This is a genomic window from Marinospirillum perlucidum, from assembly GCF_003336805.1.
GTDB classification, from domain to species: domain Bacteria; phylum Pseudomonadota; class Gammaproteobacteria; order Pseudomonadales; family Halomonadaceae; genus Marinospirillum; species Marinospirillum perlucidum.
Map to the genome: position 1 here is coordinate 81,139 of NZ_QFWJ01000007.1, position 25,284 is coordinate 106,422.

Here is a 25,284-nt window from a genome sequence, read left to right on the forward strand (position 1 = left end):
ATTCACTGTGAATGCTTGGTGGCTTGCTGGGGTTTAGCCGCCAAATATTTGTGGCCTTCTGGTAAGTCATAAAGCAGTGTAGAGCCAGCTCCCAGAACGGCTCCTTGTCCTAGATGACAGCCTTGGACTACACAACTTGCGGGCCCTAAATGACAATAATTCCCAACATTAACGTTGCCAGACAAGACAACGGCTGGTGCCAAGTGGCAATGTTTACCTACCTTGCAATCATGGTCCAGTTGAGTGCCTGTATTGATCAGCGTGTTTTCATCAATTAGAACATCCGTTTGCAGAATACACCCTGCCATGACTTGTACGCCTTCGGCCAGTTCAACCCCATCTGCAATGATGGCTGTAGGATGCACCAGAGTGATAAAAGTATAGCCCGATTTTTTGAACTGTTTGAAAAGGGTTTGGCGAAGGTTTTTCCCTGGCAAACTGCCTAAACCATTAGCTAGCAGGACTTTATTGGGTGGATACTTGTACACATCTGAGTCTTCACCCAGCACGGGTAATCCTCGCCATTCTTTTATTCCTTTGTGCTTCAGCTTGGGGTCAATGACACCTGACAGAGGAGATTTAATTAACTGCAAGAGATTCAGAACCACTTTGGCATGTCCGCCTGCACCCAGCAGAATGACTGGCAGACTCATAATGCTTCGCCAGGTTTATAGTCTTTTCTCGCAGGTGTTCCTAGATAGTCCCAGTAATAAATCGCACTGATGCCCTGGCCAGTTCTAGCTGTGGTGAGAGCTGATTTATTCAGTGTCTTACCCTGCTGTACAGCCTGAGAAACTAACAGGTTCTGACGTGCCACTTTGCGTGTATCCCATTCGCCAGGGTGGGGAGCCTTGTGGCCTGTTCCGATAAGTTGCTCGACTGATCGCACTTGCTGAACGAGTTCCTTTAGTTCATCAGGTTCTAATGAGGCTTTATGATCGGGACCTGCTAACTCACGATCCAGGGTAAAGTGTTTCTCAATAACTTTGGCTCCACGAGCTACTGCTGCTACAGATACCAATAACCCCTGAGTATGGTCAGAGTAACCTACAGGTAACTGAAAAGCAGTTGCCAGTGTGTCCATAGCTTTTAGATTGACTTGATCCAGAGGAGTTGGATAGCAGGAGGTGCAGTGCAGCAGTGTAACCTTGTTTTTGATTGCTTCATAAGCTTGCGGTTGGCTCCAGAACTCCCAGGTTTCATTTAAGCTCTTAGGTTCCTGTTTAAAGGAGTATCCGTGCGCCAGAATTGCTAGAGCCTGTTCAACTTCACTTAGCGTTGCCATGCCTGTCGATAAGATACAGGGCTTGCCCGTAGCAGCAAAATCCCAAAGCAAGGGTGCATTAGTGATTTCACCAGAAGGGATCTTGTAAAAGGGTAAATTCAAGGTTTGCAGGAAGCTGAGGCTTTGGCGATCAAAAGCAGTCGAAATAAAGGCTATACCCTTCTGCTGAGCATGATCCTGTAAGTCTTCGTGCCAGCTTTCAGGTAGCTCCAGCTTTTTTAGCATGGCAAGCTGAGACTCAGCTTCATCCGTCGTATTTTTCTGATACTGAGCTTTTGGTGCCGTTACTGCTGCTAGGCGTTCTGCATTAAAGGTCTGAAACTTGACCGCATCAGCACCGGATTCGGCGGCAGCATCCACTAACTGAAATGCAAGATCACGATCACCATTATGGTTGACACCAGCTTCAGCTATTATCATAACAGACATGGCTTAACGTATTTCCTTGAGTATCATAAAAGCTTCAGCAGCTTGGCAATTTGCTTGCGCGCCTCGTAGAGTTGCAAGTGCCCTAAGGCATTCCTCACTGCGAGGGAAAGGAAATTTTCCCATCTCTCCATCAAACAGGGACATTATCTCAATTTTCTTGTCCAGATAGCCGCTAATGTCTTCATAAAGATTGGGGCGAAACCCCAAATCATCTGGTCGTAAGCCGAAATCTGTTTCAGACAAAGTCTCATACGCGTATATCGCTTTCACGAACGGAGATCGAAAAGTTTTAGTGGCTGCTACTGCTGCATCAAATACAGCGGCATGATCGCTATGGGCATCATTTCTGTAAGGAATATAAACCCTCTCTGGTTTTATATTTTTAATGATATTACCCACTGCTCCGATTAGCTCACCTTTCCCAAGGGTATCCAAGGCAGCAGAGGGCAATGAACAGTGATGAACGTCATTAAACCCATAAGCCTCTTTAACTGCATCAATTTCTCTGGCACGGGCGTGCACTCGTTCCTGAGGGAAACCAGAAACGCCGTCGATGGTTGTCACAATAAGCCAGTGAACCACTGTACCCTGCGCCTTTAACTTCAAGATAGTGCCGCCACAGCCCAGGGTTTCATCGTCTGGGTGGGGGGCGATGACAAGACACCGATTTGTATTCTGCATCAATTGCTTATGTCCTTAGCAGCTCAAAGCCGAGCCGAAACTAAATGAAATTTATGGAAATCTTTAATAGGTAATATCCTTGATAAGAAGCTTTTCATCAATAGGAGTGTAGGCGAGCGTATCTGCAATACGTAAAGAAGACTGCCCATCCCCGTAAGGATTGGCGCAAGCACTCACATAGGATCGGTAATCTGGGTCAAAACATGCTTTTGTGACGGCTTTTTTAATCTGATCTTTGTCATGCAGAACAAACTGAACATTCTCGGCATGAAGTCGGCCTTTTTGCCGGTTGCCAACATTAACAACAGGTAGCTTTAATAGCGGAGCTTCTAGGATTCCAGCGCTGGAGTTACCCAAAAGGCATGCAGACTTTCGCATCAGGTTTACGAATTCCAACCGCGGAATGTTCTTGAATGCATAGATTTCAGGTAACTGTTCAAACTCCCGGATGGCTCGAATCATCTGCTGGCCACCGGCATCGGAGTTGGGGTAACTGAGGATCGTAGGCAAGCCCAGTTCCGCAACTGCTTCCAGTGTTATCCGCATCTGGCGGTAGGCATCATCAATTTCAGTTGAGATAACGTGCTGAATGAGCATCACCATCGGTTTACCGGCGGGAACTGAAAAGCCAAGGCGATTGCCAATAGTTTCGATATCTAACTCTGGAACTTGCAGTAGTCGGTCGAGACCAGGATTTCCCACATCGAACACACGAAATTCCTGCTCACCCAGACGCAGGATGCGACCTGTACTTTCGCGGTTAGTAGTGAAATGAATGTGAGCAAGCTTGGTTACAGCATGACGAACCTGGTCGTCAACATTACCTACAACTCTGTCACCGCCTGCCACATGGGCCACTGGAATGTTCATATAAGCTCCAACCAGAGCAGTCGCAATCGATTCCTCGCGATCACCAAGCACCAGCAACCAGTCAGGCTTAATCCGCAACACCGTCTGCACCAAGCCTTGCAGCTGTATCCCTAATCCTTTGACACGTGCCGATGCTTGATCACCATTAATTAAACTTTCGATCTCATCAACAATCTCAAAACCATCGTTGCGAATATCCTCTAAGGTGCGTCCATAGGCGTCACTGAGGTGGGCGCCGGTCACGGCCAATTGAAGTTTAAGCTCCGGATGTTCCTTAATAGTACGGAATACTGAAGACATGATGTCGTATTCGGACCGGATACCAGTAACACCTAAAACGGTTCTCATGGAGTCAGACCTCTATTAACAGGATGCATATTCGCAACCTGGACAAACTGAAACCCGGCGTTAACTGCGAATTGGCTATCAACCCTTCGATCTCCAAAAAAAACAACTCGATTCGGCAAGTATTCCCCTTCTAACGCTCGGATATTGTTTAACATTTTTATACTTGGCTTGCAGAAATCGGCCCCATAGGAGCCAGATATCGCTACATCGGCCTCCTTAAACCATTTAGATAGTCCCAAAGAAGTATATTTGCGTTTCTGAAGCTCTACAGAGCCATCAGTAATCATAAATAAAGGATACCGGGTATGCAGCTCATCCAGAATGGTCCGAGTGCGTGCCGAAAGCGACAGCCGCGGTTCATAGTAGCGAAAAATCTGCAAACACTGTTTAACTAGGACGTCAACTTCCTTCCCCCGAAAACCGCTATCACCGATAGCTTCGGAAAAGATTTTCGGGTAGGAACTTCCTTTCACGAGCCAACGTTTCAACATCCAAAAATAAAGCTCTTCTGGCTTATTTCGGGTCGCTGCAGCCAGAGTCTTCGCTATCGGCAAATACACCTGCGCAATAAAGTCAGCCTCATCATATAAGGTGCCATCCATATCAAAGCCAACAAAATCCACGGAATCCCAATCAATCTGAGGATACAAAGACTTCAGCATAGTACCTTCTCATTTGCAGGCCATCTTTGACTGGTTTGGGTGCTATAGACTCACCATTAATGATGTTGTGGACGATCAAGTTGATCCAGTTTTCTGTAGCGGCAAAACCCAATGCCATTCCTCCTGCTATACGAGGATTAATTTCAACAAATTTTATTGAGCCGTCAGGCAGCACAAAACATTGCATGTTTACGGGGCCGATAAAATGTAAGCGCTTACAGATCATCCTCACCCACTCTTCAATACCGCTATGTTTTTCTACTACTCCTGCCGTTGACTTACCATCCCTCACAGTGATACGACGACGCGGAACAATATACTCAGGCTGTGATTCAGCACTACAGAAAACATCGATGGTATATTCTGTTCCTGACAACAATTCTTGGGAGATCATGCCGTTCATGTCTACTTTTTGCTGAGTGACCTGAACGCCAACACCACCCCGACCGACGCGAGGTTTAACCACTGGGTACTCCTGCATCAAGCTGGTTTCGGGCGATGGGATGCCATGTTCCGTAAAAAACTGAAATGTGCGCCATTTATCTTGACATATAGCAATAGCATCAGGGTCTGAAACAATAACAGCGGTCCCGCGCTGCGCATAATAGTGTTTGCGTTGAGCCCAAGCCTGAAGCGTTTCATCCAGGGAGGGAATCACTATGTCTATCGACATCTCTGTTAAAACATTATCTATATACTGCCAAAGATCAGGATCACTGGCTGACGGCATTAACACAAAATCATCCGCCAGCACTCTTCCTACACATTTCTCATCTATGTCACTAGCGACACATTCATGCCCCCCAGCCTGAATATTACCTATCAGATAGCCAACTGTTAGACTGCCTGATGCCTCTGTCAGGATTCTATATTTTTTATCAGGCATTTATTAAACTTCCTTTAATTAAATAGCATTAAACTCTTCGCAGCACTAAATGATACCGAGAGATATATCCTGATTTAATAACATCTTCGCGACGAATCAAATTACACTCAACTATCTCGAATAGATCCTGAAACAAAGACCGGATTGAGGCCCAGTTAAAATACAGCTGGACAGTGTCAGTCTCATGCGGTCCCTCAACAATTTCCTCGCCGCTGAATTCGCGGGCATGCTGACTATCGTCCCCGGATATCAAGTCGCAGTAGAGCAAACCTCTCGGAGCCATCACTCTCGCAAGCTCAACTGTTGTACTGCGGGCAATTTCGAACTTCATACTATCAAGTACGCCATGGCTGACAGCAAACTGAAAATAATCATCCGCCCAAGGTAGATCACGGGCGTCTCCGGCTACCACATGTGATTCTATCCCCTCGATACCTCGCATTACTGCCCATTCTTTGAAGGTAGCTATGGCGGTTTCGGACAGGTCTACACCATAGGCGTCCAGCCCCATGTCATGACAATACATCACATGGCGACCGATCCCACACCCAAGATCTAATACGCGAGCAGATTTTGCATCAGCTGCGGCATCCTTGAATTGCTCTAAGCCAACACGCTTCCGAATATATTTGGAAACAAACCTGATTATTTCCTCATGCGGATAGAAAACGAAGTTATCAGCATTGGAGTATGATCGTTCCCACTCATCCTTTAAATTATCTTCAGTCATATTATCGCCCTTGCAATAAAAATTTACAATACAATATAGCTGATACTGGGATCAAAGCTGAATCTCTTTATTTCTTTTTTATTTATATCAATCGATTCGAGGGCAGCTTGAGTTTCTCCCGGCCACCAAGGGTTGTTAAGCTCGTCAAAAGCAAGAACCGCACCTTTAGGCATTCGCGGCAAAAGATTTTCCAGAGCAACCTTAGTTGGCTCATATAGATCGAAGTCTAGAAATAATAGGCTAATCAAAAGGTAAGGGTTTTCTTCTACAAAAACAGGAATAGTCTTGCACGCATCTCCCTTAACCAAAAAGATTTTCTGAAACTCATTCAAAAAACGATTTTCATCATATTCATTAATTAACGACAACAACTCGCCGTGCACATCATAAGAAGTGCAAAGCCCACCCAGTCTGCTGTTTTTATTAACTTCACCAGTATCTTTATCACTTACAGAAGGAAACCCTTCAAAAGTATCAAACCCAAACACCCGACGATCTAACGAGTAGGGCTCAAGTGCCGACGACATTTTCGCCCACCCCATTAGACCGCCACCATGGTGTACGCCACATTCAACAATACAGCCTTTAATATTCAATTGTAATTTAAAGAGTTCATATCGAGCCATAAATCGCGATAATGCCTGCCTCGGAACGTATTTCTCGAAATTTTTTAATTTTTCCTGCGAAATTTTAAAATCATTTGGTTCGGAAAACATATTCATTTCCATTAATTAAATTAGCCCGCTTAGAGCGCTATTCTTATTTAAAACTACTAGGCAAATTCACAACCCGCTCTTCCAACCACTTGGCATTAGCCAGATCACCACGGCGGCAGTTCTGGTACATAGGTAAATGATTCATCAAGGCCCAAATGGGGCGGGTCATCACACCTCTGCTATTGGTGCTCTCCAAAAGCTCATCTCGCTGTTTTTTGTCTTCACAGATCACACCATTCAGCCAGTAGTTGGAACGACACTCAGGTGGCTCAGTTATAAATTGCATGGAGGAGCCCTGAAAGAAGGATTTATAGTTATCAGCAAGCGCACGCTTGGCACTAATAAATGCCTCCAACTGTTCCAGCTGCGCACAGCCCAAGGCCGCGTTCAGATTAGGCATTCGGTAGTTGTATCCCAGCTCGTCGTGAATGTACTCATAGGTATGAGCCTTTTTGGCTGTGGTAGTGAGGTGCTTGGCTCTTGCAGCCGTTGCTTCATTCGCCAGAATCATGCCGCCGCCGCCAGTGGTGATTATCTTGTTCCCGTTAAAGCTGAGCGTACCCGAGACACCAAAAGTACCTGTATGTTGACCTTTATAGAAACTGCCCAGTGACTCAGCAGCATCCTCCACCAAGGCAATGTTCCAGCGTTGGGAGACCTTACATAACCCATCAAGCTCCGCAGGGTGGCCGAAGGTATGCATAGGAACACAAGCACGTATGACCTTACCGTCTTTTTTGGTTCGACAGACGGCATCTGCACCCAGTTTTGCATGGTTACTCAACCATTGCTCCATGGCCTGTGCTGACAATCCGAGCGTACCGAGATCGACATCCACAAAAACTGGTTCGGCTCCGCAGTAAGCAATCGCATTACAAGTCGCCACAAAGGTTAAAGGCTGGGTGATCACCAGGTCGCCTGTTTCCACGCCTGCCAGCTTCAATGCAATATGAAGCGCCGCCGTGCCGTTTACTGTTGCTACGGCTTTAGGGGAACCTGCATAGGTTGCTATGTCATCCTCAAACCGATCAACAAAGGTGCCGACACTGGAAACAAAAGTGGAGTCAATGGTCTGAGCTACGTAGTCTTGTTCCTTGCCATTGAAGACAGGTGCATGAAGAGGGATGAAATCTTTTGTGTGGTAATAATCTCGTACCAGCTCAACAAGCTGCTGCCAGACATCAGACATTATAAAGACCAGCCTTATAATGACGCAGGTTCTCTGGTTGAGTAAACCAGTCAATGGTTTTCTGCAGGCCATCACGAATACCCGTCTGTGGCTTAAAACCAGTCAGGCTTTGGAGTTTTTTGTTACAGCCCCATAGACGAAAAACCTCAGATCGATCGGGCCGTAGTCGCTGCTCATCGGTAAGAAACTCGACATCACTTCCCATTAACTCTCGAATAAGATTGAGTGTATCCCCAACAGAAATCTCATAGTTGGAAGCGATATTTACAGTTTCACCAATCGTTGAATCACATTCAGCTAAAGCGAGAAACCCACGACAGGTGTCTTCGACATAGTTGAAATCCCGTGTCGGTGTTACATCTCCAAGTTGAATGCTTTTATGGCCGGCAGCAATTTGTGTGATGATGGTTGGAATCACTGCACGAGCAGATTGGCGGGGACCATAGGTATTGAAAGGCCGTGCAATTGTAAGTGGCAGGTTGAAGGAGTTGAAAAAACTCATCGCCATGGCATCCGCAGCAATTTTGGAAGCACTGTAAGGAGATTGCGGCTGCAAAGGATGATTTTCATTAATGGGTACATATTGAGCAGTACCATAGACTTCACTGGTAGAGGTATGAATCACTCGCTTGATACCATTTTCCAGAGCTGCCTGACAAATATTCAAGGTACCTTTTATGTTGGTATCAACATAGCTATCCGGTGCTTGATAAGAGTAGGGGATAGCTATCAATGCAGCCAAGTGAAAGATCACATCAACACTCTTGGTGATTAACTTGCAGTAATGAGGGTCACGTATATCACCCGTTAATACCTCAACCTGTTCAAGACTTTCGAGGTTTTCAAGCCAGCCCCAAGAGTTGAAAGAGTTATATTGACAGAGAGCCTTGACATGATATCCGTTGCGAACCAATAGTTCAGTTAAGTGGGAACCAATAAAGCCATCCGCTCCGGTGATAAGTATTTTTTTTGGAGGAATCATTTGTTTAATCTATTCAATTAATTCATTTTGTGATGGCGAAACAATAATCTTAGTTCCAATATCTTCTGCTTCCTTGATAACCCTTTTTAGACCTAGGTTTGTTTCAATTTTCAATCGGTTGGAAAATTCTTTGGTTATGATCTTTGTGTTATCTTTTGCATAATCATCCGTTGCATATTTTTTTTCTTTGCTATAGTCAAGATCAATTCCGACAAGATAGATGGGATTGCACCCCATATGAACTGCAAATTGAATCATTGGTAGAGCTACAGTGTGACTTGTTTCTATACCATTATTCTCCAAATCAAAATAGGTTGAATTGCTCTTCTTTCTATAACAAGATGGATAAAGAGATAAATTAGTGTCTACTTTTTTTGTCCATTTTTTACTATCTAGGTTGGCTGGGAAATACTTTTCTGCATTGCTTGTTTTTATTTTTTTTCCCCATAATTTTGCAGCCAGGTCATCTAAAGCAAAGTAATAATCAAACTGTATATTAGATATGTCAAATATTCCATTGCATGCAAACTTTATGATTTTTCTTTTAATTGTGTGTAAGTTGTAGTTGTTTAGAGATGGCCCGTTTCCGATGATAACTGCAGGTTCATCTTTATGCCTATTCTTTATTTTCTGAAATATATTTTCATCACATGGATCATAGGTCATACAGGTAGATAAGTATGGGTGGTTACCTATGCCAATTATTGAACCTTTGAACCCCTCAGACTCTAGGAATTTCTTTTGTCCCTCCTGGTTTGATAGAGAGCTAAGTACAATAGCATCTGCTGATTGCACCTCATCAGAAGAGGTTGAGAGAACGGGTTTACCATCAATTTCCGTTTCTTCTGGCTCGCTAACAGTAAAACCAAGACAGTTAGTAGTATTCAATCTATTGATAATTTTGGCAGGGCACTCAGCGCCAAATACATAAAATTTACCTTTATAGCCATTTAGACTTTCTTTAACAATTTTTTCGTAAACCAGTCTACTTTGTTCAATGAAGTTCATTACTTTCTAACTCTCTTGATAATGCTTTAACTAGATCTACTCCATCCCAAACTGGGGTAAAATCCAATGCTTTTCCAATCTCGACAGCTCTGTCTATCCCTTGCAAAACATTTTTATTCCAATCCTTAATCTCTTGAGAGTCAAAGCCCCAATACGATAGGGTTTGATGTTGTGATTTGAAAGGGAAAGTAAGTTCGTGTAGGCTGTTGGCATCAATTTGAAAAAATACACCACAACCTGGATGGTCTAGTTCTTGTTTACTACTAAGGGTCGAAAGATCGAGGGTAATAAGAGAATCATATAGCTTTAGATTTTTCTTTATTTCATTTTCTGATAATGTTATTTTTTGACTGAAGTTGAGCGCCTTGTAATGTTCTTCATTCTCTAAAATTCCTTTTTTTAGGTTACTGTTTACTTCATTCCAAAACACATTCTTTGCTTTAGCTATTTTACTTTTTTGTCCAATCCAAAAAATGAGTTTAGCCGAAGAACAGGCTTGCTGAGAAAAGCTAAGGTTATCTTTAATAAAGTTTTTGGCTAAAACTTTAATTTCTTCCTGATCAGTTTTAATCAAAGTCTCAGCATTTATCATGGCCATTGAGAATTTGTGTGCAAATGTAATTTCTCTTCCATGTGCAGGGAACTCTTTAGCTCGCATAGCTTGTATGCCTTCGTTAGAACCCCATAATACACGTCCATCAGCTTTGGAAATCCATTCATTCAACTTTTCATTATTATGTTCACACCTTACAAGCTGAAATCTTGCGTTGATTTCAGGGTATTCCTTTCCTATTTTTTGCAGGTGTTTTATAAATACTCTACTACTGCCACCAGCACGGTTGGATAAGCGAATCAGGTTTATATTGCCACAAATCAGACTGATTACTGCAGAATAGACAAATAAACTATCTACGTTAGCAGGAGCGGAATGAAACACATGACCCAGGGGCTTAAGTCGACAATGAGAATACCTTTTTTGAATTTTTTCGATATTCCCTTTTCTTAGCCATGCACCCAAGCCTATTAAGTCTGGAAAATTACGGCTTTCTGGATCACGAAGTATATGCGTTGACAGAGACTGACAGTACTCCAGCACATCGGGGTGGAAACAGTGCTGTAGTTGGGGGGCAGTCGAAGGAGGGTTAAGGAGTTCCCAGTTCACATTAATTCTCTTAACTTATGTTGGTACATTGTAGGTATCTGAACAACCACGAACCTCAGTACGTTTCATTCGTCCTTCAACAAGAAAGTATTTGCCAGCACGACCACATGGGCAGCTATCTTCTCCTAGTATCTTTCCGAGATCCTCAGTAAGAAGTGAGTGTCCTGGATAACTTTTGGGAATGAGAGATACCAGTTGTAAGAGACCTGTTTGTCCTGTATTCAAAACTTTCCAGCTTCCGGGTTCACGTACTAGAACATCTGCATAAGCAGGTGTATGCAAATGACCCTCCTCACACTCAACAAAAATACTGCCAATCTGTTCGACCATACCGTAGAAGTTATGAACTGCATTTAATCCCAGTAACTGCTGTGCTTCTTGTTTAAAGGTAGAATTATCCACAGATTGATCTTGTAATTTCTTCCAGCCTCCACTGTGAAGTAAAAAACCCTTAGGAAAATTGAGCTTAATACCTTCTTTCTGTAAGGCTTGGAGAAAATAGACCCAAACCATAAAAGTAAACCCAAACATTAGAACGGGCTCATGACTGTGTGCTTGCTCAAACTTAATAATGGCCTCTAGATTCAAAGACATGTCTTCATGGAGGGCATAACAATGGTTGCGGCCCATGAAGGATATGCCCTGAATTCCTGCTCCTCTGGCTGTGAAGGCTTGGCGGTCTTTTATAACTCCTGGGTGATCCAGTATTAGCATCGGCCTTCTTGGTTTTCCTAGCCAATGCTGCATGATGCGCACCAGGGTTTTGCTTTGAAGAGCAGCAGTATCCCGATCAAGAAAAATGCGTGAAGGAGTTTGACCTGTTGTGCCAGATGAATGCAGGACTTTGAATACATCCTCTTCAGAAATACTTTTCAGCTCTAACTGCTTAAAAAGTGGCACTGTGAGGTAAGGTGTTTCAGTTACACTTTTTGTGTACCAAGGCGGTTCCATGCCTATGGCATCAAGCAAGTTACTGTATTCCGTGCAATTTTGGTGGTGCCATGCATTCAGCTCATTCAACCCTTCAAGGAGAATGGGTTGTTTTTCTTGTTTCTGAAGGTTGTAAGGTTCACCTTGAAGAAGCTGAGTTAAAATCATCTTTTTTCTGCCTCTTCAATTAACAACTGGTAGTTAGGCTTGCCAGTGGATAAACAGGGTAACTCTTGATGAATCAAGATTCTAAAGAGTGTTGGATGAATACTGAGCTCCCGGTGAAGGTAAGTATGCATTGCTTCCTGTTGCTCATCAGCTGCTAGTACAACCACTAGCTGATCATCCCTACCCGTTACAGCTAACAAATCAGAGAATATTTTTTTGAGTCGGAATTCCAACTGATCGAGTTGCCAGCGTTTGCCCTGTATTTTTAGCAGCCTGCTACTACGACCTGTTATTCGTACCCAGCCTTCTACTGTCCATTCTGCCAAATCACCCGTTGCCAACTCATTCAGAAATGTATTGCTTTGAAGGTCTGCCGGCTTCTGAGCATAACCCAGCATGACATTGGGTCCTAGATAGCAGAGCTCACCTGTTTCTTCGACCGTATTAATCACGGATCTTGTTTCTAAATCACGAATTATCAAGCGTCCCCCCGGTATGGCTTTACCAATGCAGCCAACTGCTTGCGGTAAGGCTTCTGGGGGAAGGTAGGCAATACGAGGGCTGGCTTCGGTCTGGCCGTACATAACATAAAAGCTCCAGCCTTTATCCTGGCACAGTTCCTCAAATCTAAGGATATCGTCATCGGGAAGCCGGCCTCCAGCCTGCGTCAGATAGCGTATTGAAGGCAAGTCCATTGATTCGAGGCGAAGGCGTTTGAGCATCTGATAATGGAAAGGAACCCCTGAGAGGCTGGTTACCTCATGAGCCTTAACTTCATTCCAGAAGTTTTTACTCATTAGGGGCTCTTCAGTGAGTACGATGGCTGCCCCAGTCTGTAGTTGACTGTTTACAACTGAGAGACCATAACAGTAGTGCAATGGTAAGCTAGTAATGGCCACATCAGTTGATTGAATTTGTAAATATTCTGCTATTGATTCTGCGTTGCTGTAGATATTCTGATAACTCAACATGACGGATTTTGGAGAGCCACTGCTACCAGAAGTACTGAGAAGTAACGCCAGATCATCACGACAGCTTGTTGACGCTACTTTCATTTTTTTGGGTGATTGATCTGCTCTCAGCAGCCAGCCAGCTCCGAGCTGCTCTATCAATGATAGCTGGGTCTCATCAGGTATACCCGGATCCAATACCAACAGGGGAATTCCTGCTTGCAGAGCTGCCAAATAGCTGATAATGGCATCCGGGTGGGGTGTTATATGTATAGCCGCAAGGTGATTTGAAACTAGCCCTAGTTGCTCCCAGGTACTTTTTCGATTTTGTATTCTATCATCAAGTTGTGCATAGCTGATTTTTTCGTCCCCAAAAATCAAAGCAATCTTTTCACCATGCTGAAAAATCTTATCGGCAAACCCTGCTGTATAATTTGGCTGGGGACTTGGTCTCACAATGAAAAGCCTCCATCAACTCCTAAAATTTGACCAGTCATATAGCTTGCTGCTGGTGAACACAAGAAACCGATAATTTGTGCGACATCTTCGGGTTGACCAATTCGTTTCAAAGCAATTTTTTCGATTAATTCAGCTTTTTTCTCTTCTGAATAATGCTCAGTCAAGTTGGTTTCGATTAAACCTGGAGCAACTGCATTGACGCGAATACCGACTGGTCCAAGTTCTTTCGCAAGTGACAGAGTGAGTCCAGTCAGAGAAGCTTTTACACTTGAATAAGCGCTCTGACCTGCTGAACCAGCTGATGCCACTTTTGATGAAAGTAGTACAAGATTACCAAATCTCTGTCGAGTCATCAGGCGGCTGGCAAGTTGACATAGTTGGAAAGTGGCCTGCAAGTGAATAGTGTAAAGGTGCTGTAATTCTGACAGGCTTGTCATCATTAATGGCTTGTCCAGCATAAATCCAGCACAATGAACCAAGTGGTGTAAGCGCTTTTCTTTTTGCAATTCTTGGAATAGCACTTTCAGCGACTGACTGTCAGTTAGATCCAAAGTTTTTGTCGTGACAGATGAACCGTGTTGGCGACATTCTTCAGCTTGATCCGCAAGTAAATCAGGATTTCTGGCAACCAACCAAAGATCGTATCCCTGTTTTGCAAGTTGTTTTGCAGTTGCGGCGCCAATTCCACGACTCGCACCTGTAATCAGAGCTAGCGGCTTAGTGGCAGTGGACATATTAGTCAAATCGGAGGTCATATTTAGCTAGAATTCGTTTACTTTCAGCAACGGAACTCATATCAATAATGTCGTCAGTATCTAAAAGAATATCAAATGTTGCTTCCAGCTCTGCAACCAGAATCATATGTGCAGTAGAATCCCATTCTTTGATGCTATTGTATGCTAACTCATCAGTTATTCTATTAATATCAATGGCGAGGGCAGTAGCAAAGGTTTGCTGTAGTTTCTCAGTATTTGTCACATTGATTCCTGTTATCTATGTTAACGCAAAGAAAAATTATGAAGTTTTTCAAAAGATTTTTGATGACTTTCTGGACTGAGCTGCATGGAAACCAGATTATTTGAGTTGCTGTTTTCAAAGTCAGATTTTATATATCCCAAAGTTTCATTGAACCGGATAGCAGCACTATTATCAATCTTTACATTGGCAATTAGTTTTTTTATTTTTAATTCAGTGAAAGCATATTCATGCATTAAAAGAGCAGGCAGAAAAGCGACAAAAGTTCCTCGGTACTTTTCTGATGCTATGTAATATCCACTTTCAGCAGTTTTTGCGTTATAGAGTTTATTGCCTGAATTTTTTAGGTTTCCTGCCCCGATTGGCTGTTCTTTGTAATATAGAACAAACTGTGCCTGCTTTTCATCATTCTTTATTTTATTGAACCAGCTAATTTGTTCTTCTGGGCTGATTTCATGTTGATTTAGCATGAACTGTGAAATCTGCGGGCTATTACGCCAGCGCCTTACCATCTCTAAGTCCTCAATGCTGAGTGGTGAAATACGAACGTTCCCTAGAGATTTTGATTTCTGGTGCCACATGCTATTCATTTTATTCAAAGTGCTCCCAGCTTAAAGGCGTGCCTTTATTGATCTTTTTCTTAATATATTTGCCTAGAAACTGCTTTAGATATTTGGGTGGGAGCCCTGACCCGGGCCGCACAGAACGAAGATTATTTTCTGTAAGTTGGTCACCTGGTTCTAGGTCTTCTGCAATATAAAGAGAGCGACGATGTTTTCGGGAAGCAATTTCCCGTTCAGTGGGTCCGTAGTAAACTTTCCCTAATGCATCCTTGGCACGACGGCACTCTTCCACCAGTTGGCGAAGCTCATTTGGTTCCATCGAGAAATCAGCATCAACGCCCCCTTCACTACGGTCTAAAACAAAATGCTTTTCGATAACCGTTGCTCCCAAAGCAGCACCTGCGACAGCAACACCTATTCCTGTGGTGTGATCAGATAAGCCGACTTGGCAACCAAATAATTGCGCAAGATGAGGTAATGTATTTAAATTCGCATCAACTGGGCGGGCAGGATAGTTACTAGTGCACTTAAGAAGAATCAGTTCTTCACAGCCATTTTCGCGCAGTACCTCAACAGACTCAGCTAGTTCACTCAGTGTTGCCATCCCCGTAGACATGATGACTGGCTTACCCGTTTTAGCAACCGCAGCTAGCAAAGCATGGTCCGTATTTTCAAAGGAAGCTATTTTATAACAGGGGGAATTTAGCTCTTCCAAATAGTCTAGAGCGGTGGAGTCAAATGGAGTACTGAATGCCAGCATACCAAGCTGCTGCGCACGCTCAAAAAGAGGCTGATGCCATTCCCACGGAGTCATCGCTTTTTGATAGAGCTGATGCAGAGAATAGCCTTTCCACAAGTTGTTTGGATCGTCTATAAAAAAATCACCCTCATGAACATCAAGGGTCATGGTATTAGCTGTGTAGGTCTGCAACTTAATAGCATCCGCCCCTGCGTGGGCCGCTGCATCAACCATTTGTAAAGCTTTATCCAGAGACTGGTCATGATTGCCGGAAAGCTCGGCAATAATAAAAGGCATGTTGTCTGAGCCAATGACTGTATTGCCCAGTTGAATCGTATTAGGTTTATCAGGACTTTGGTTCATGCGAGATATTTCTCTAATTGAGTCTTTAGGTGTTGGACAACTGCGTGGACTCCTCCACTTCGAGGAACAACCTGGCTTGCATTATGGCTTATCTGCCCTAACAAAAGAGGGTTGTTCAAGGTTCTACTCAAAGCCAGGGCAAGTTGTGAAGTGGTTATTTGATCAGCATCACCAAGCCAGATACAAGCACCTTGTTCAGCGAGATATTCAGTTGTTGGGCGCTGGTTTTCTGCAACAGTTACGATTAACCCAGGTAAACCCAGAATACAGCGCTCCCAATGAGTAGTACCGCCACCTCCCAGCATAAGTTTGGCTTTACTCATTAATTCCGCCATACGTTGAGTCTGAATATGTAATTTTGCATTGGGGAGTTTGGATATTGCCCCTACCAGTGCTGGTTTATCTGGATTGTTCTGTCCGATAACGATATCTGCGCTGGGAGAAATCTGACTATTGTGGTGTAGATCTTGTAAGGCTTTTACGGTTTTTAAAGTGAGATGCCAGGGATCGCTGCCACCAAAAAAAACTAGCAGGCGTTCTGGGCTAAGTTCTCTTTGTGTTTGGTAGAACTCTTCGCGTAATAGAGCATATTCAGGGCCAAGCAAGCATTTGCATCCCGGGTTGACGAGGCCTTGGTATCGTCTTAGAAAATTTGGTAGTAAGTTTTGATCCAGAAGCGTTTCACAATCATGGCTGCGATTTGCCAGGTCATCAATCACCATGCGATGCCGGAAAAAAGGCTTCAGCTTTTGTGTGAAAGTTCGGCCTAGTCCGTAGTGGTCAACTACCAGCAGGTCGGCTGGAATTTCATGCTGATTAAGAAGGCTTATCGTATCCGATGCATCCTGCTCTTCAGTGCAACCTAGCCACTCAGCGTATCCTTTCATTTCAGAAGTGTCTTTTAACTCTGGAAGTGGTAGAACTTTGAATCCTTGTTGCTGAATCACTTCAATCAGATTGCCGAGGTGTAGCCGACAGATAAAGCTTATGCTAGCGCCTTGTTGATGTAGGGCTCTTGCCAGAGTCAGACAGCGCATGACATGGCCAGAGCCAATCAGGGCTGAGGCATCGGTGCGAATATATACTTTCATTCAGTTTGAGTGGAATGCAGTGAATAAGCGCTCGGCTCTTTCCCAGTCTTCCAGCGTATCAATATCCTGAACACGCCAACGGGGTAGTAAATACATTCGTGATTCTGGACTGAAAACACTTTCACTACTCAGCCAAGCATCTTTTTTTCCCCAGTAAAATTGCCCTGCATCGTGGAAAGCTTCTTCAAGATCCTGAGAACGTTTACTGATGTGTTCGGGAAATATTGGAGCACATCCACCGTCATTTGTTTTTCTAATGGCTCGCTGTATCGGAAAGGGAAAACTGGTGGCTGAAAAAACATAGGACGCATTAGTTTTTTCCAAAATGTCTAATGCATTTTGAAGATCTTCTGCTTGTACAAAAGGGGCTGTTGCATAAATACAGCAGATTTGGTCGATTGACAGACCTGATTCTTCAAGATGCCTTATAGCATGTTTTACAACTGGGCCAGTTCCAGTGTGATTGTCAGACAATTCTGCTGGACGAATAAACGGAAGAGTTGCTCCCTTTTGTTGCGCAACACTAGCAATTTCTTCGTCATCCGTGCTCACAAATATTTGATCGAAGCAGTTACTATTCTTAGCAGCCTGTATTGACCATGCGAGCATAGGCTGGCCGCAAAAAGGTTTAATATTCTTTCGTGGAATACGCTGGCTACCCCCTCGGGCAGGAATAATGGCGATTCTCAAGGTGTTTCTGCCAACTGGTTGAAAGATTTAATCGCTTCAATGCTCAGAAAGTCAGGGTTAGTGCCCGAATTGTATTCAAAGCCCTGTTCAACTGGTGTGCTTTTTTCATTGAGTTCATTGGGTGAATAATTGTTGCTTCGGCTGTTGTAGCGAATAGTTGGACGTATCACATAGTGATCTTTAAATTCCAGTGTCAGGTGAGAGTCATCAGCTGGACACATAACTTCATGTAGCTTTTCCCCTGGGCGGATACCAATAATCTTATGAGCGAGATGTGGAGCCATAGCCTTGGCTAGATCAGTAATGCAGACTGAAGGGATCTTGGGGACAAAAATCTCACCACCGTGCATACGCTGAAAGTTTTTCAGCACGAAATCCACACCTTGTTGAAGTGTAATCCAGAAGCGCGTCATGCGCGGATCAGTAATGGGTAACTCGGAAGCTCCATCATCGATCAGTTTTTTGAAGAAAGGAACCACTGACCCCCTGGAGCCAACTACATTGCCGTAGCGAACAACTGAGAATTGCGTCCGTCGCCTTCCAGCCATATTGTTGGCAGCAACAAAGAGTTTATCAGATGCTAGTTTAGTGGCTCCATAGAGGTTAACTGGATTAGCGGCTTTGTCCGTTGAAAGAGCAATCACCTTATCAATGTTGTTTTCCAAAGCAGCATGGATTACGTTTTCAGCCCCATGGATATTGGTTTTAATACATTCCATGGGGTTGTATTCAGCTGCAGGAACCTGCTTGAGAGCAGCTGCGTGAATGACATAATCAACCTCTCGCATGGCTTGTACCAAGCGATTTTGGTCGCGGACATCTCCAATAAAATAGCGCATGCATTTTTGGTTGAAGACTTGTTGCATCTCATACTGTTTTAGCTCATCACGAGAATAAATGATCAAACGGCTGGGCTGGTATCTTTCAAGTAAAGTCTTTACGTAACGATGACCAAAAGAGCCAGTACCACCAGTAATCAATATCGCTTTATTGTCAAACATTCCATTTTACCTTGGGGTCAAATACTCAAACTGCACTCAGTGACTCTTCAAGTACTTGGATAACTTGTTCCACTTCATCCTCCTGTAAACCAGGATGAAGTGGAAGACTGATTGCTTGCTGGTAGTAGTGTTCAGCTTCAGGAAAGTCACCATATTTGAAGCCTAGTTGCTGATACCAAGGCTGAGTATGCACGGGAATATAGTGTAGATTCACGCCTATGTTTGCAGCTCGAAGATTTTCAAAAACTTGCCGGTGACTAATATGGTGCCTTTCGGTTTCAAGCCGAATGATGTAAAGGTGCCAGGCTGATTCTTTGCTTGGAAAGGGTAGCTTTACGGGAAAGTCTTCCAGCCTTTGGTTATAGGTTTCAGCCAGTTGTCGGCGCTTAGTAATATAGTGGTTAAGGCGATCTAGCTGCGAAACACCTAAAGCAGCTTGCAGTTCGGTCATTCTATAGTTGAACCCTAGAGCTATTTGCTGATAGTACCAAGGGCCATCAGGTGGGTGAGACATTTGCTCACTTTCGCGGGTAATACCATGGCTACGAAGTAGCTGCATTTTTTTTGCCAAGGCCGTATTTCGTGTAGTGGCCAGCCCACCTTCAGCAGTGGTAATAATTTTAACCGGATGGAAGCTGAAGACGGTGATATTACTATATTGGCAATTGCCTACCGGTTGACCAAGATAGGTGGCGCCAATTGCATGGGAAGCATCTTCAATGATTTTGAAGCCGTAACGCTCAGATAGAGCATGTATTTTTTGCATGTCACAGGGCTGGCCAGCCAAGTGCACTGCAACAACAATCTTGGGTAACGTGCCTTTTCTTTCCGCCTGGATCAGTTTTTCTTCCAGTTTTTTGGGGCAAAGGTTGTAGCTTTTGGGGTCAATATCGACAAAGTCAACTTTAGCCCCACAATACAAACCACAATTGGCTGAAGCTACAAAGGTTATCGGGCTAGTCCAAAGCCAGTCGCCAGCTTTAAGATCAAGGGCTAGGCATGCCAAGTGCAAGGCAGATGTGGCGCTATTGACTGCCACAGCGTGGGGTACTTTGCAGATGCTGGCTACCCGTTGTTCAAATAAGGGTACTTGCGGACCCTGTGTTAAAAAGTCTGATTTCAGCACCCCCAGCACTGCATCTAGATCTGCTGGTCGAATGTCTTGTTTACCGTAAGGTATCATTTAGGCACGCTACCGCCCCAGGATCTGAGTTTATTCCTGAGGCCTCAAGAGATTGATTGTTTTCAAGAAAAGTTATCGACAAGTGGTCACTTTTCTTTAGTTAAGGTGCAAGGCTCGCGCAAAAGCCACGTTGGATTTTAGGTCTTTCCCAGCTAATTCCAGCATTAGCTTATCCATAAGCGAACTGTGTGTCACTCCACGACCAAAGCGATAAGTTAGGCGAATCAGATCCTGTTTTTCAAATGACTTTTGTTGCAGAGCAATGCCGGAAGATAAAGTGCGTAACAGTAAATAGCGCACAAAAATGCTGGCCCAGCCATCTTGGATATTTTGACGCTGGATAGGAAACATGTCTCGAATGAGCCAATTCACTACAAGGTTTTCCAGGGCATAACTTTGCTTTTTATAAAAGGGCTTGAGGTGCTTTTTCCACGCCTCTTTGAGCTTGTTCAGTTGCTCTTCTCCAGCAGGACGCTTTCCAGTTATTTGTAGTCCATCCAGAGCTTTCTTAAGCTCTTCCTTGAAGGCATGCTGATTAGGCTTTTCTTGGACAAGAACATTCAGGATAACAAGCCCTAAGGCTCCATCGTTAGTTTTTTGAAGTTCCCTGGCTTGTTGCTGAAAATAGCCCTGATTGGTTAGTTCAAAATAGAGGTTACAGAGGTCTTGCATACTGGTTTCATTGTCATCTCCTTCTAGCAGAGTTTGAGCTCTTTGTACTAGTAGTCCTGCAATGAATAACCGCATCTCAAGGCTTATATTGCGGTGTCGTAATAAGGTTAGCAGTGCTTGAAGCAGTTGATAGCGGTCTGCATAGTTTTCTTGTTCTTCAATAATTGATGCATGGGGCTTTTTTGATAGCTCTAACGGGGCAAAGCTGAGTTCCATGGCCTCAGGATCATCAATTAGTAATTTGGCAACCTCAGGACAGGATTCAGTGAGGGTGACCGTAATATCATTGCCAAGCATTTTGTAGTGCCGCGGATAGTTATCGCAGGTGGCACAGAGGGCGTCTTCACCAAATCTCTTTTGTAGGGAGCAAAGTCCATTTTCTTCTTGTAGCGAGCATTTGCCAGTTTGAGGGTTTAATTTAATATAAGCAGGGCTAGACTCTTTGGTCTTCAAATCATAATTATCGATTAGCTTATCCTGCATCACTGCAATTAAGGCAGGGTTCGTGCGGTAGCCTCGGAGCGTTTCTGGATCGACACCTACGTTCCAGCTGTGGCAGCAATTGTCAGGGCACTTGCTGCCAGTGCATTGAAATTTTCTGACATATTTGGGTGCTAGAGCATCGTGTGACATCTGGGAATCCGGATAAAAAGTGATTGATTAGGTTAACTTATCACGTCCTTACTGGAGTCAACCAGACTGAATAGGGCATTACTAGATGGTTTTGATTATAGCCACCAGGGTCAACCCTATTGTATCACGGCCGATTTCTCTATACCCCCTTGATTTCTTTCTTCTTTTTTCTGGAGCTAAAATGTTCTTTGCTAAGCAGGTATTCGACCCATTGGGGGTGATCCAGATACCAGTTTAGTGTTGTCCGCATTCCTGTTTCTAAGGAGGTGTCAGGGAGCCATTGAAACTCCTGAGCAAATTTTTGAGGATCAAAAAGATAGATGGCTTCCTGTGCATCCAGAGTTGCTTCATCAAATTCGATCTGATTCAGATAGCTGGTTTCCGCAGGCTGGATTTCATCCAGCAATCGACACAGCAGGGTTACAGCCTCCCTGGTGCTGTGGTGGCACTGGCTGCTCAGATGGTAGCTCTCTCCCGGTCTTCCCTGGGTTGCAAGCAGGAAGAGGGCTGCGGCAAGATCCTCGACAAAGAGCCAGCTTTTTTTGTGCTCGCTTCCAGGTTTGAGCTGGATGGGTTGATTAGTCAGGCAGCGAATTAAAAGCTGCGGCAGGGGTGCATCCAGCAGTTGTCGAGGGCCGTAAATATTGGAGGCATTGGCCAGAAGGCAGGGGAAACCTGTTTGGCGATGGTAGGTTCTGGCCAGTTCATCCATGGCTGCTTTACTGGCCGAGTAGAGAGATTCCGGAGCTATCTCACTGTTCTCATTCAGTGCCTGGGTGGTGAGAAAGTTGTTACCAAAGACCTGATCGTAGGACATCTGCAGGCAGCGAAAATCCTGTTGCTGTTGTAAGGGGAGTTCCTGCCAATACTGGTGGCAACTATCCAGCAGATTAAGGGTGATGCGCTGTTGATCTTCATAGCTTTGCCGTGATGTGGGTCGTGATGGCTGGTGAGCGGCTAGATGGATGACCCTGTCTGGCTGGAATTGCGATAGAGCCTGCTGGATGGGATCCTGATCACTCAAATCGGTTTTTATCAGGCGGTAGCGCTGAGTGTACTGGAAGGCTTGCAGAGATAAAGGGTTGGCGGTTGAAGTCAGTTTATCCAGGTTCAATACCTGATGTTTCGTTTTTTGCATCAGGAAATGCACGAAAGCCGAACCGATAAAACCACTGCCGCCTGTTACCAGAATTTTCATGCGGAAGACTCCTTGTCTTATTATGAAATGTCCTTTTCATCGCTGGAGTCTAGTCAAGCCGTTAAGGCTTCGCAAATCCTGGACGGCCTCTTAAAGAGGCCGCCAGGTTGAGTATCAAGAGGCTTCCGGTTGTTTTGGTCGAGCATCCAGGCTCAGTAGTTGTTGGACGGGCAGGCGAGGCTTTTTGGGGTGATTGCCAGCTCCTTCATAGCCTACGGTAATCAGCATCACCGGTAGGTAACGATCTTCCAGCTGAAAAGCTTTTTTGACTGCTTGTTGGTCAAATCCAATCATGGGGCCACTGACCAGGCCCATGGCTGTGGCTGCGGTCATCAGGTTCATGGCTGCCAGGCTGCCGGAGCGTAGCGCTTCATCGTGGCAGGCTTGAGTTTTTCCAGCATAGTTGCCTTGTACCTTTTCCAGGGTGGCGGCTGCAGTTTGTTCATCGTAAAGACCGGCTTCTACTGCCTGTTGAGTCACCTCGTCGTAGTTTTCATGGGCCAGGGTATCAGCCACCAGAATAAAAGTTACTGCAGCCTGGGAGACTTTCTTCTGGCCGAACGCCAACTTCTGCAGCTGCTCCTTGGCTGCTGTATCGGTGACAGCCAGAAAGCGGGTATGCTGCAGGTTAAAAGCACTGGGTGCCTGGGATGCGTAGTACACCAGTTGCTCTATCTGCTGCTCAGTTAGAGGCTTGTTGGCATCATAGTAATTCGCCGAAAAGCGGTTTTCCAAAGCTTGAAGGGTTTGCATGGTTACTCTCCTTGTTGAAGCGGTGCTTGAACCAGTTGGCCGGTTTGATAGTCGCGAACAGCTTGATGGATTTCAGCTTCGCTATTCATGACAAAAGGGCCGTAGTGGGCGATCGGTTCCTTCAAGGCAGGCCCAGTCAGCAGTAAGAACTGGCTGTCTTCAACCGCGCTTACTGTTACCTTGCCTTGGCTGTCAGGTGTCAGAGCCGCCAAATAGCCTTCGCTGACCTTTTCTTCCAGACTACCTGAATAGACATAGATAGCCAGTTGCTGTTTTTCCGGTAAATGAATTTCCAGGGATGCACCGGCACTGAGATGAACGTCTGCCAGGGCTGCCTCTTCACCGATTTGCTCCAGACCGCCTTTCACCTGGCCTTGTGAAGTTTTCCAGTTGCCTGCGATGGCCTTCATCTGGCCTTCATCCCAGTGAATTTGACCCATTTCCTCGTGGCGTAAATCCCGGTATTGCGGCTGATCCATCTTGCGCCTGGCGGGTAGATTGACCCAGATCTGGAAACCATGCAGGCCATCACTATCGGTCAGTGGCATTTCCGAATGAATAACCCCATGGGCAGCACTCATCCACTGGGCATCACCCGCATGGACTTCGCCACGATTACCCATGGAGTCTTCATGGGTCAAACCGCCATGCAGAATATAGGTCAGGGTCTCAAAGCCTCGGTGAGGGTGCGGGGGGAAGCCGCCAATGTAATCCTCCTTGGCTGAAGCTTTCAGTTCATCCAGCATCAAAAAGGGATCAAGCCCGCCCTGAAAATCGTGGATACGCTTGATTTTAACGCCGTCACCATCTTGTGCGGGCAAGGCTTTCTTGAGTAGTTTTAGAGGACTCATCCTGTTTCTCCCGGATGCTTTTGCATCCACCGAGTGATTAAAAGTTTTGCAAGTAGTCCTTGCAACGGTATGGAAGCAGCTTAGTATTTAATAAATACAAATAAAATTTAAAAAATACTGACTTTTTATTTTAGGAATTCGAACATGAAAGTGACTCTGGAGCAGTGGCGCATGCTGGAAGCAGTGGTTGCAGCGGGCGGTTTTCATCAGGCCAGCGAGCGGGTGCATAAAAGCCCTTCAAGCATTCACCATGCCGTCCATAAACTGGAAGATCAGCTGGGCTTAACCCTCTTGAAGACCGAAGGGCGGCGCATTCAGCCGACTGAGGCAGCCCAGGCGCTTTTACGGCGAGCAGGCCTGCTTCTGGAAGAGGCTGTTAATCTGGAGGAAATGGCTGAACTTCTGGCTCAAGGTGTTGAACCGGAGGTGCGCCTGGCTGTTGATCAGGCTTTTCCTGCGCACTTGTTAGCCTTGGCTTTGGCCGACTTTTCATTCAACTGGCCAAAAACGCGAATCGAACTGCGGGAAACGGTTCTGTCTGGCGGCGTGGAATTGCTTTATGCCGGTGAGATCGATCTGCTTATTTCCGGTCTACCGGTTCAGGGGTTTTTGGGAGAGCCCCTGTTAGAAGCCGATTTTGTTTGTGTCGCCCATTATCAGCATCCCCTGCATCAATACAGACGGCTATTGGCTGATGATCTACAGCCCTATCGGCAATTGGTTATCCGCGATTCAGCAAGGGCTCATCGTTTGGATGCCGGTTGGTTGCAGGCTGAGCAGCGTTGGACGGTTAGTCATGTGGAAACATCTTTGCGAATGCTCAAGCAGGGCTTGGGTTTTGCCTGGCTGCCCCGGCATTTGATTGCTGATGAATTGAAAACTGGAGAGCTGAAATGCTTGCCCTTGCCGTCTGAGGGGCGGCGGGTGGTTCCTTTGCAGTTAATCCTCGCAGATCCACGTGCTGCCGGTCCAGCAACCCAGGCTCTGGCAGAGCAATTGTTGCGTGTTTCCCGCGAGTATAAAAAAAGCCCCGATATTGAATCGGGGCAAAAGGCTTAAAACCTCAACTTGCAGGGTGTTGGCTAAGCAGCCAAGGGTGCTGAGGTTTTACCCTTGA

27 protein-coding genes are annotated in these 25,284 nt (G+C 45.0%); 1 reads left to right on the top strand and 26 read right to left on the bottom strand.

The features are described 5' to 3' along the window. Positions 1–2: 2 nt before the first annotated feature. From DFK18_RS10110 to DFK18_RS10235, 26 genes are all read right to left on the bottom strand, one after another. Entirely contained in the window at positions 3–653 is a 651-nt protein-coding gene (locus DFK18_RS10110; RefSeq protein WP_114418137.1) for an acetyltransferase, read from the bottom strand. Continuing rightward, the gene (gene neuB / locus DFK18_RS10115) at positions 650–1,714 is read right to left on the bottom strand and encodes an N-acetylneuraminate synthase (RefSeq protein WP_114418138.1); all 1,065 of its coding nucleotides are present in this window, start codon (positions 1,712–1,714) and stop codon (positions 650–652) included. Before neuB ends, DFK18_RS10110 begins: the two co-directional genes overlap by 4 nt. A gap of 3 nt (positions 1,715–1,717) precedes the next feature. Beyond that, the gene (locus DFK18_RS10120) at positions 1,718–2,395 is read right to left on the bottom strand and encodes a PIG-L deacetylase family protein (RefSeq protein WP_114418139.1); all 678 of its coding nucleotides are present in this window, start codon (positions 2,393–2,395) and stop codon (positions 1,718–1,720) included. Positions 2,396–2,458: 63 nt separating this feature from the next. Next, positions 2,459–3,613, bottom strand: coding sequence for a UDP-N-acetylglucosamine 2-epimerase (gene neuC, locus DFK18_RS10125; protein ID WP_114418140.1), 1,155 nt, complete (start codon positions 3,611–3,613; stop codon positions 2,459–2,461). After that, the gene (locus DFK18_RS10130) at positions 3,610–4,275 is read right to left on the bottom strand and encodes an HAD family hydrolase (RefSeq protein WP_114418141.1); all 666 of its coding nucleotides are present in this window, start codon (positions 4,273–4,275) and stop codon (positions 3,610–3,612) included. The genes neuC and DFK18_RS10130 overlap by 4 nt, the downstream gene beginning before the upstream one ends. Further along, a complete protein-coding gene (locus DFK18_RS10135; protein ID WP_114418142.1) occupies positions 4,247–5,161 on the bottom strand; it encodes an ATP-grasp domain-containing protein in 915 nt (304 codons plus the stop codon). Before DFK18_RS10135 ends, DFK18_RS10130 begins: the two co-directional genes overlap by 29 nt. A 28-nt stretch (positions 5,162–5,189) precedes the next feature. Next, positions 5,190–5,891 (bottom strand): class I SAM-dependent methyltransferase, encoded by a 702-nt coding sequence (locus tag DFK18_RS10140; RefSeq protein ID WP_114418143.1) that lies wholly within the window; start codon positions 5,889–5,891, stop codon positions 5,190–5,192. Between the two features lie 23 nt (positions 5,892–5,914). Beyond that, positions 5,915–6,607, bottom strand: a complete 693-nt coding sequence (locus DFK18_RS10145) for a TylF/MycF/NovP-related O-methyltransferase (protein WP_114418144.1) — start codon at positions 6,605–6,607, stop codon at positions 5,915–5,917. A gap of 43 nt (positions 6,608–6,650) precedes the next feature. Then, positions 6,651–7,796: a LegC family aminotransferase gene (locus DFK18_RS10150; RefSeq protein ID WP_114418145.1), complete on the bottom strand. Its 1,146-nt coding sequence runs from the start codon at positions 7,794–7,796 to the stop codon at positions 6,651–6,653. Beyond that, on the bottom strand, positions 7,789–8,778 hold the full coding sequence (locus tag DFK18_RS10155) for an NAD-dependent 4,6-dehydratase LegB (RefSeq protein ID WP_114418146.1): 990 nt from the start codon (positions 8,776–8,778) through the stop codon (positions 7,789–7,791). Before DFK18_RS10155 ends, DFK18_RS10150 begins: the two co-directional genes overlap by 8 nt. A 9-nt stretch (positions 8,779–8,787) precedes the next feature. Then, complete coding sequence (locus DFK18_RS10160; protein WP_114418147.1) at positions 8,788–9,786, bottom strand: 6-hydroxymethylpterin diphosphokinase MptE-like protein; 999 nt, start codon at positions 9,784–9,786, stop codon at positions 8,788–8,790. Then, positions 9,773–10,948, bottom strand: coding sequence for an acyl-CoA reductase (locus DFK18_RS10165; RefSeq protein WP_162299755.1), 1,176 nt, complete (start codon positions 10,946–10,948; stop codon positions 9,773–9,775). The genes DFK18_RS10160 and DFK18_RS10165 overlap by 14 nt, the downstream gene beginning before the upstream one ends. A 15-nt stretch (positions 10,949–10,963) precedes the next feature. Then, complete coding sequence (locus tag DFK18_RS10170; RefSeq protein WP_114418149.1) at positions 10,964–12,046, bottom strand: LuxE/PaaK family acyltransferase; 1,083 nt, start codon at positions 12,044–12,046, stop codon at positions 10,964–10,966. Then, a complete protein-coding gene (locus DFK18_RS10175) occupies positions 12,043–13,452 on the bottom strand; it encodes an AMP-binding protein (RefSeq protein WP_114418150.1) in 1,410 nt (469 codons plus the stop codon). Before DFK18_RS10175 ends, DFK18_RS10170 begins: the two co-directional genes overlap by 4 nt. Further along, on the bottom strand, positions 13,449–14,189 hold the full coding sequence (locus tag DFK18_RS10180) for an SDR family NAD(P)-dependent oxidoreductase (protein ID WP_114418151.1): 741 nt from the start codon (positions 14,187–14,189) through the stop codon (positions 13,449–13,451). The genes DFK18_RS10175 and DFK18_RS10180 overlap by 4 nt, the downstream gene beginning before the upstream one ends. A gap of 1 nt (position 14,190) precedes the next feature. Continuing rightward, positions 14,191–14,433 carry an acyl carrier protein gene (locus DFK18_RS10185; RefSeq protein ID WP_218563941.1) on the bottom strand — a complete coding sequence of 81 codons (243 nt, stop codon included), beginning with the start codon at positions 14,431–14,433 and terminating at the stop codon, positions 14,191–14,193. A gap of 20 nt (positions 14,434–14,453) precedes the next feature. Beyond that, positions 14,454–15,020 carry a GNAT family N-acetyltransferase gene (locus DFK18_RS10190; RefSeq protein ID WP_114418153.1) on the bottom strand — a complete coding sequence of 189 codons (567 nt, stop codon included), beginning with the start codon at positions 15,018–15,020 and terminating at the stop codon, positions 14,454–14,456. Position 15,021: 1 nt separating this feature from the next. Further along, the gene (gene pseI / locus DFK18_RS10195; protein ID WP_114418154.1) at positions 15,022–16,095 is read right to left on the bottom strand and encodes a pseudaminic acid synthase; all 1,074 of its coding nucleotides are present in this window, start codon (positions 16,093–16,095) and stop codon (positions 15,022–15,024) included. After that, positions 16,092–17,186, bottom strand: coding sequence for a UDP-2,4-diacetamido-2,4,6-trideoxy-beta-L-altropyranose hydrolase (gene pseG, locus DFK18_RS10200; protein ID WP_114418155.1), 1,095 nt, complete (start codon positions 17,184–17,186; stop codon positions 16,092–16,094). The genes pseI and pseG overlap by 4 nt, the downstream gene beginning before the upstream one ends. Next, complete coding sequence (pseF, locus tag DFK18_RS10205; RefSeq protein WP_114418156.1) at positions 17,187–17,876, bottom strand: pseudaminic acid cytidylyltransferase; 690 nt, start codon at positions 17,874–17,876, stop codon at positions 17,187–17,189. Continuing rightward, positions 17,873–18,877 (bottom strand): UDP-N-acetylglucosamine 4,6-dehydratase (inverting), encoded by a 1,005-nt coding sequence (gene pseB / locus DFK18_RS10210; protein WP_114418157.1) that lies wholly within the window; start codon positions 18,875–18,877, stop codon positions 17,873–17,875. The genes pseF and pseB overlap by 4 nt, the downstream gene beginning before the upstream one ends. Before the next feature lie 25 nt (positions 18,878–18,902). Beyond that, the gene (gene pseC / locus DFK18_RS10215) at positions 18,903–20,060 is read right to left on the bottom strand and encodes a UDP-4-amino-4,6-dideoxy-N-acetyl-beta-L-altrosamine transaminase (RefSeq protein ID WP_114418158.1); all 1,158 of its coding nucleotides are present in this window, start codon (positions 20,058–20,060) and stop codon (positions 18,903–18,905) included. A gap of 96 nt (positions 20,061–20,156) precedes the next feature. Continuing rightward, on the bottom strand, positions 20,157–21,365 hold the full coding sequence (gene fliB, locus DFK18_RS10220; protein WP_162299757.1) for a flagellin lysine-N-methylase: 1,209 nt from the start codon (positions 21,363–21,365) through the stop codon (positions 20,157–20,159). 139 nt (positions 21,366–21,504) lie between these two features. Further along, a complete protein-coding gene (locus DFK18_RS10225) occupies positions 21,505–22,563 on the bottom strand; it encodes a GDP-mannose 4,6-dehydratase (protein WP_114418160.1) in 1,059 nt (352 codons plus the stop codon). A gap of 114 nt (positions 22,564–22,677) precedes the next feature. Next, positions 22,678–23,316 carry a nitroreductase family protein gene (locus DFK18_RS10230; protein ID WP_114418161.1) on the bottom strand — a complete coding sequence of 213 codons (639 nt, stop codon included), beginning with the start codon at positions 23,314–23,316 and terminating at the stop codon, positions 22,678–22,680. 2 nt (positions 23,317–23,318) lie between these two features. Continuing rightward, complete coding sequence (locus tag DFK18_RS10235) at positions 23,319–24,167, bottom strand: pirin family protein (RefSeq protein ID WP_114418162.1); 849 nt, start codon at positions 24,165–24,167, stop codon at positions 23,319–23,321. A gap of 144 nt (positions 24,168–24,311) precedes the next feature. Between DFK18_RS10235 and DFK18_RS10240 the strand changes: the two genes are divergently transcribed. Next, entirely contained in the window at positions 24,312–25,226 is a 915-nt protein-coding gene (locus DFK18_RS10240; protein ID WP_114418163.1) for a LysR family transcriptional regulator, read from the top strand. The last annotated feature ends 58 nt before the right edge of the window (positions 25,227–25,284 follow it).

Bases quoted from the DNA above. Each gene is read 5' to 3' on its own strand.
- DFK18_RS10110 (WP_114418137.1), bottom strand. From the start codon at position 653: ATGAGTCTGCCAGTCATTCTGCTGGGTGCAGGCGGACATGCCAAAGTG.
- neuB (WP_114418138.1), bottom strand. From the start codon at position 1,714: ATGTCTGTTATGATAATAGCTGAAGCTGGTGTCAACCATAATGGTGAT.
- DFK18_RS10120 (WP_114418139.1), bottom strand. From the start codon at position 2,395: ATGCAGAATACAAATCGGTGTCTTGTCATCGCCCCCCACCCAGACGAT.
- neuC (WP_114418140.1), bottom strand. From the start codon at position 3,613: ATGAGAACCGTTTTAGGTGTTACTGGTATCCGGTCCGAATACGACATC.
- DFK18_RS10130 (WP_114418141.1), bottom strand. From the start codon at position 4,275: ATGCTGAAGTCTTTGTATCCTCAGATTGATTGGGATTCCGTGGATTTT.
- DFK18_RS10135 (WP_114418142.1), bottom strand. From the start codon at position 5,161: ATGCCTGATAAAAAATATAGAATCCTGACAGAGGCATCAGGCAGTCTA.
- DFK18_RS10140 (WP_114418143.1), bottom strand. From the start codon at position 5,891: ATGACTGAAGATAATTTAAAGGATGAGTGGGAACGATCATACTCCAAT.
- DFK18_RS10145 (WP_114418144.1), bottom strand. From the start codon at position 6,607: ATGTTTTCCGAACCAAATGATTTTAAAATTTCGCAGGAAAAATTAAAA.
- DFK18_RS10150 (WP_114418145.1), bottom strand. From the start codon at position 7,796: ATGTCTGATGTCTGGCAGCAGCTTGTTGAGCTGGTACGAGATTATTAC.
- DFK18_RS10155 (WP_114418146.1), bottom strand. From the start codon at position 8,778: ATGATTCCTCCAAAAAAAATACTTATCACCGGAGCGGATGGCTTTATT.
- DFK18_RS10160 (WP_114418147.1), bottom strand. From the start codon at position 9,786: ATGAACTTCATTGAACAAAGTAGACTGGTTTACGAAAAAATTGTTAAA.
- DFK18_RS10170 (WP_114418149.1), bottom strand. From the start codon at position 12,046: ATGATTTTAACTCAGCTTCTTCAAGGTGAACCTTACAACCTTCAGAAA.
- DFK18_RS10180 (WP_114418151.1), bottom strand. From the start codon at position 14,189: ATGTCCACTGCCACTAAGCCGCTAGCTCTGATTACAGGTGCGAGTCGT.
- DFK18_RS10190 (WP_114418153.1), bottom strand. From the start codon at position 15,020: ATGAATAGCATGTGGCACCAGAAATCAAAATCTCTAGGGAACGTTCGT.
- pseI (WP_114418154.1), bottom strand. From the start codon at position 16,095: ATGAACCAAAGTCCTGATAAACCTAATACGATTCAACTGGGCAATACA.
- pseG (WP_114418155.1), bottom strand. From the start codon at position 17,186: ATGAAAGTATATATTCGCACCGATGCCTCAGCCCTGATTGGCTCTGGC.
- pseB (WP_114418157.1), bottom strand. From the start codon at position 18,877: ATGTTTGACAATAAAGCGATATTGATTACTGGTGGTACTGGCTCTTTT.
- pseC (WP_114418158.1), bottom strand. From the start codon at position 20,060: ATGATACCTTACGGTAAACAAGACATTCGACCAGCAGATCTAGATGCA.
- fliB (WP_162299757.1), bottom strand. From the start codon at position 21,365: ATGTCACACGATGCTCTAGCACCCAAATATGTCAGAAAATTTCAATGC.
- DFK18_RS10225 (WP_114418160.1), bottom strand. From the start codon at position 22,563: ATGAAAATTCTGGTAACAGGCGGCAGTGGTTTTATCGGTTCGGCTTTC.
- DFK18_RS10230 (WP_114418161.1), bottom strand. From the start codon at position 23,316: ATGCAAACCCTTCAAGCTTTGGAAAACCGCTTTTCGGCGAATTACTAT.
- DFK18_RS10235 (WP_114418162.1), bottom strand. From the start codon at position 24,167: ATGAGTCCTCTAAAACTACTCAAGAAAGCCTTGCCCGCACAAGATGGT.
- DFK18_RS10240 (WP_114418163.1), top strand. From the start codon at position 24,312: ATGAAAGTGACTCTGGAGCAGTGGCGCATGCTGGAAGCAGTGGTTGCA.